3 protein-coding genes, 13 tRNA genes and 2 rRNA genes are annotated in these 4699 nt (G+C 49.1%); 16 read left to right on the forward strand and 2 right to left on the reverse strand.

Annotated features, from left to right (window positions below; all coding sequences use genetic code 11):
- The 15 genes from FYJ84_RS14175 to FYJ84_RS14245 form a co-directional block, all read left to right on the forward strand.
- Positions 1-187, forward strand: a 23S ribosomal RNA gene (locus FYJ84_RS14175); the annotation flags it as partial.
- Between the two features lie 110 nt (positions 188-297).
- Positions 298-414: ribosomal RNA gene (gene rrf / locus FYJ84_RS14180) — 5S ribosomal RNA — on the forward strand.
- Between the two features lie 4 nt (positions 415-418).
- A tRNA-Asn gene (locus tag FYJ84_RS14185) sits at positions 419-494 on the forward strand.
- 19 nt (positions 495-513) lie between these two features.
- Positions 514-589, forward strand: a tRNA-Gln gene (locus tag FYJ84_RS14190).
- A 3-nt stretch (positions 590-592) separates the two neighbouring features.
- Positions 593-668: transfer RNA gene (locus FYJ84_RS14195), tRNA-Lys, on the forward strand.
- 35 nt (positions 669-703) lie between these two features.
- Positions 704-778, forward strand: a tRNA-Glu gene (locus tag FYJ84_RS14200).
- A 6-nt stretch (positions 779-784) separates the two neighbouring features.
- A tRNA-Lys gene (locus tag FYJ84_RS14205) sits at positions 785-860 on the forward strand.
- 6 nt (positions 861-866) lie between these two features.
- Positions 867-942, forward strand: a tRNA-Val gene (locus FYJ84_RS14210).
- Between the two features lie 6 nt (positions 943-948).
- Positions 949-1025 (forward strand) — tRNA-Asp (locus tag FYJ84_RS14215).
- Positions 1026-1029: 4 nt separating this feature from the next.
- A tRNA-Phe gene (locus tag FYJ84_RS14220) sits at positions 1030-1105 on the forward strand.
- Positions 1106-1112: 7 nt separating this feature from the next.
- Positions 1113-1188, forward strand: a tRNA-Thr gene (locus tag FYJ84_RS14225).
- Between the two features lie 10 nt (positions 1189-1198).
- Positions 1199-1272 (forward strand) — tRNA-Gly (locus FYJ84_RS14230).
- Positions 1273-1282: 10 nt separating this feature from the next.
- A tRNA-Leu gene (locus tag FYJ84_RS14235) sits at positions 1283-1371 on the forward strand.
- 77 nt (positions 1372-1448) lie between these two features.
- Positions 1449-1535 (forward strand) — tRNA-Leu (locus FYJ84_RS14240).
- Between the two features lie 23 nt (positions 1536-1558).
- Positions 1559-1644, forward strand: a tRNA-Leu gene (locus FYJ84_RS14245).
- On the opposite strand, the gene FYJ84_RS14250 is transcribed toward FYJ84_RS14245, so the two are convergent.
- Complete coding sequence (locus FYJ84_RS14250; RefSeq protein ID WP_154408246.1) at positions 1623-3143, reverse strand: recombinase family protein; 1521 nt, start codon at positions 3141-3143, stop codon at positions 1623-1625. The two genes, FYJ84_RS14245 and FYJ84_RS14250, sit on opposite strands and share 22 nt — an antisense overlap.
- A 128-nt stretch (positions 3144-3271) precedes the next feature.
- Here FYJ84_RS14250 and FYJ84_RS14255 point away from each other — a divergent pair, with 128 nt between their 5' ends.
- Positions 3272-4225: a hypothetical protein gene (locus tag FYJ84_RS14255; RefSeq protein ID WP_154408247.1), complete on the forward strand. Its 954-nt coding sequence runs from the start codon at positions 3272-3274 to the stop codon at positions 4223-4225.
- A 49-nt stretch (positions 4226-4274) separates the two neighbouring features.
- Here FYJ84_RS14255 and FYJ84_RS14260 read toward each other — a convergent pair whose 3' ends face one another.
- Positions 4275-4559, reverse strand: a complete 285-nt coding sequence (locus FYJ84_RS14260; protein ID WP_154408248.1) for a type II toxin-antitoxin system HicB family antitoxin — start codon at positions 4557-4559, stop codon at positions 4275-4277.
- Positions 4560-4699: the final 140 nt, after the last annotated feature.

Genomic DNA, 4699 nt, shown 5'->3' on the forward strand with positions numbered 1-4699 from the left:
AGCTGGGTAGCTGCGTCCGGAAGGGATAAACGCTGAAAGCATCTAAGCGTGAAGCCTGCCTTGAGATGAGATCTCTCACAGAGCAATCTGGTAAGACTCCTTGAAGACGACAAGGTAGATAGGTTGGAAGTGGAAGCGTGGCAACATGTGAAGCGGACCAATACTAATAAGTCGAGGGCTTAATTACAACCCTAAGATGATTCGTCAGTTCAAGACTTGTTTCTGTATAGTTTTGTGTGTACATGTGCTGTCAGTAACGCGGCAGCGTAGAGCATGATGCATGCAGAGAACTGTATATCCGGTGATGTTGGCTATGTGGTCCCACCTGTTCCCATTCCGAACACAGTAGTTAAGCACATAAACGCCGAAAGTACTTGGCTGGAGACGGCCTGGGAGGATAGGAAGTTGCCGGTTACATTCCTCGATAGCTCAGTAGGTAGAGCACCTGACTGTTAATCAGGCTGTCGCAGGTTCGAATCCTGCTCGAGGAGCCATTTTTACCCCTGGGGTAATTGGGGTATAGCCAAGTTGGTTAAGGCACGGGACTTTGACTCCCGCATCGTTGGTTCGAGTCCAGCTACCCCAGCCAGACGGTTCACTAGCTCAGTTGGCAGAGCACCTGACTTTTAATCAGGGTGTCCCGGGTTCAAATCCCGGGTGAGCCACCATGCGAATCGTCGGGGTAGATTGACCACTTGATAATGGCGCGTTGGTCAAGCGGTTAAGACACCGCCCTTTCACGGCGGCTTCACGGGTTCGAATCCCGTACGCGTCACCATATTATGACTCACTAGCTCAATTGGTAGAGCATCTGACTCTTAATCAGCAGGTTCGGAGTTCGAGTCTCCGGTGGGTCACCATTTTTCGGGCGCTTAGCTCAGCTGGGAGAGCGTCTGCCTTACAAGCAGAATGTCAGCGGTTCGATCCCGTTAGCGCCCACCATATTATGGCCCGGTAGTTTAGTTGGTTAGAATGCCGCCCTGTCACGGCGGAGGTCAGGGGTTCAAGTCCCCTTCGGGTCGCCATTATGCCTCGGTAGCTCAGTTGGTAGAGCAGGGGACTGAAAATCCCCGTGTCAGTGGTTCGATTCCGCTCTGAGGCACCATTTACACGCTGGTGTAGCTCAATTGGTAGAGCAGCTGACTTGTAATCAGCAGGTTGGGGGTTCAATTCCTCTCGCCAGCTCCATTGATTACCTGCGGGTGTAGCTCAATGGTAGAGCCCCAGCCTTCCAAGCTGGTCACGTGGGTTCGATTCCCATCACCCGCTCCAGTGAATTGCTGCCGGGGTGGCGGAACTGGCAGACGCACGGGACTTAAAATCCCGCGGTTGGAGACAACCGTACCGGTTCGATTCCGGTCCTCGGCACCAGCAAAAAGTTGGTACTAAAAAAAATAAAAAAACGCTTGACAACACTTCAAAAGAGTGTTATAATAAATATGTAACATGCGGTCGTGGCGAAATTGGCAGACGCGCTAGCTTCAGGCGCTAGTGATAGCAATATCATGGAGGTTCAAGTCCTCTCGACCGCACCATTTTTATTTCTAAAACATTATATGCGGTTGTGGCGGAATTGGCAGACGCGCTACTTTGAGGGGGTAGTGATCTCAGGTCGTATGGGTTCAAGTCCCATCAACCGCACCATCATCGGTACAACTTCCGAATACTCGGAATTTAAAGCTCACGGAGATTTCGTCCCGTGAGATTTTTATTTTGCTGACAAATGCTGCAATCACGTTTTTGATGTTGCCAGCGGAGCCGCTAGCCAGCGCATTGCTGTACTTGTCTATGTACTGCCTGATGACAGCTCTGGACAGCGGAGCAGGCACGGATGCCTCCCTGCGGGAAATTTCGGCCTCAAGCTTCTCCAGCTCGCTAATCCATCCCTGATAGCGTTGATGGGCTATTCTGTCAGGCATGCCGTATTCTTCAATATACTCCAGGTAGCTGTTGATCTTCTTCATCACAGCTGCCTTTTTTGTTTTGAGGCCTTCCAGGGACTTGCAATCATTTTCTTTCAGTATGCGGTACTGCTCATCCACGCTGGCCATCAGCTTTTCTACTGCATCCGGGTTCAGGAACAGTTTTCTTATCTGCCCGATAATTAAATCCTCAAGCACGTCTGCGCGCATGGAGTGATTAGGGCAGATATCTGTCCCCATTCTGGTCTTCCTCTGGCAGCGATAGTACCTATACAACACGCCATACTGGTTGCGATGTGCCACGCCGCCCATAGCAGCCCCGCAATGGGCGCAGAAAACCAGCGGAGTGAGAAGATAGGTGTGCCTTGCCGTGCACATGCCCCTGTGCTTCCGCCTCTGCTCCATCTTTTCCTGCACTAACGCAAAGGTTTCTTTATCAATTATGGCAGGGCAGCCATCAGGAATAACCAGCGTGTCCTTATGCGGTGGTCTGTGATTGTTTCTCTTGCCGTTTGGCATCTTGGTATTATGTCCCCAGACGACAGTGCCGATATACCGCCTGTTACGCAGCAGCTCATGCAGGGAATTCTTGCCAAACTTGTTCCCGCGCCGTGTCCTGAAGCCGCGCTCATTGAGTGCGCTGGCGATTTCAAGATACCCTGCTCCCTGCAGGTACATGTCGAAAATCATGCGCACTCCTTCGGCCTCATGCTCATCCACCAGGTATGTCTTGTCCGGGGCATACTTATAGCCAAAGAGAGGCTTTCCACCATTGGTTTTACCCTGCAATGCGTTTTCCCGCTGGCCCTTTTGGACTTCTTTGGCCAGGTTGCGTGAATAGTACGCTGCCAGTCCGACCAGCGTGTTGTTCATCAGCGCCCCTTCAGGCGTGCTGACGTCAAATCCCTGGGCGGCAAATGCCAGTCCTACGCCGCACGCTTCCAGCCTGTGGCGGTTGTAATAATAGTCGAATTCATCCCTGCCGATTCTGTCAACCTTGTGAGCAACTATCATCTCGAACATACCTGCCTCGGCATCACGCATCATCTGCTGGAACTGTGGCCTGTTGTCGTTGGTGCCTGTCATGGCCTCGTCAGCATACTCCTTGATGATTGTGTAGCCATACTTCTGGCAATACTCCCTGCAGGCCCTGAGCTGGGCTACGATGGACTCTACTCGCTGGTTGTCACTGCTGTATCTTGCGTATAACGCTACGATCATAAATAAAACCTCCTAATTGGCTATAAAATATCAAATATCTGGCATTTGTTATTATAGACAACAACACTAAATTCTAATTGACTGGCCAATCTTCTCCATATATAATTCCTATAGAGGAGGTGATTGGAATGTGTAACATCCAAAAGGCCAGAATTGCTTATGCAGGTCCCGCATTGACGGATGGTGAGATGGATGTCAGGGAACTTGCTCCGGCACTTATAGCTTTTGCAGAATTTGTCTCAAATGCTGGCAAGGCAATAGGCTGTGAACGAAATATAAAGGTCATGCTCAATCAGGACAGCCTCAACAAAGGCTCTTTTGACATAACCTTCATTCTCAACATGAGCATATTGGAACAGGCAAAGCTGTTCGTGGAAGGCTCTAAATCTACAGGGCTGGATGACCTGATGGCCATTCTTGGTTATGTTGCCAATACAGGTGGCACTGCTGTAGTCATCAAAAGTATTTTTGACCTGATTTCCACCATCGGCAAAAAAGCAATGACGAAAATCACGAAAAAATCTCCTGATACATCTGAAATCCATCTTGCTGATGGGACAAAAATAGAAGTAAATATCAATACACTAAAAGTATTTCTTGATGTTGGATGCCGGAAAAGTATTGAAGGCGTCATCAGGCCGTTGGAAACTGCCGGAATAGATTCCTTTGAAGTAAGAAATCCGGCGGACAAAACCGACAAGAAGCCTGTGGCCGCGGTGAAAAAATCCGAAGCGGAGCTGTTCAAAGCACCTCCAGCCAAAGAAATAACCGAGGAGCTCCCAGAAGCGCAATCGCAGGAAATGCTTGTAAAATTAGTCACCATCAATTTTGAGCAGGGAAAATGGAAAGTTACTGACGGAACTAACCCGGCTATATGGGTGACTATTGCTGATGAAGCTTTCCTGAACCAGATAAGCAATCATGAGATTACATTCGGCAGCGGAGATATGCTCCGCATCGCTTATCGGCATGTGCAAAAGCTGAAGAATGGCGTCCTTTCATCCGAGTATATAGTGGATAAAGTGCTGGAAGTTCGTCCTGCACCAAAACAGATAAAACTTGATTTTGAATATGAGGAATAGCTCCAGGCTACCGCAACTATCTTGTGATACTGGATAGTTGCGGTATTTTTTATTCAGCCGGGCGGAGCGCATCCGCATCCAGCTCAATCAGCTTCACAAAACCGCCTGGACGTTCATCAGCTTGCACATCTTCTATCTTGCTGGCTGGTGGGATAGGCTTGCCGTCTTCCATTTCATCCAGCACCCAGCCGGATGCGGCATCTACTGCCATACCGATTGCATCAATCAGGGATTTGCCCTGTGTTACACAGCCTGGCAGGTCTGGCACAACAACAGTATAACCTTCCTGCTCCTCGCAGGGGTAAAAACAAGCAGGGTATAACAGCTTTTTCATAATTTAATACCTCCTATGTGATATTGATTTTTATCAGCCAACCATTTCCATTCAGGAAACAGTTGGCTTTTTTATTTGCCTCAAGCTCTATTTTTCTCGGAGCAGGTGGAGACGGATGTACCTGACATTTGAGCTTTTTC

Source organism: Anaerovibrio slackiae, assembly GCF_009695585.1.
Taxonomy (GTDB): domain Bacteria; phylum Bacillota; class Negativicutes; order Selenomonadales; family Selenomonadaceae; genus Anaerovibrio; species Anaerovibrio slackiae.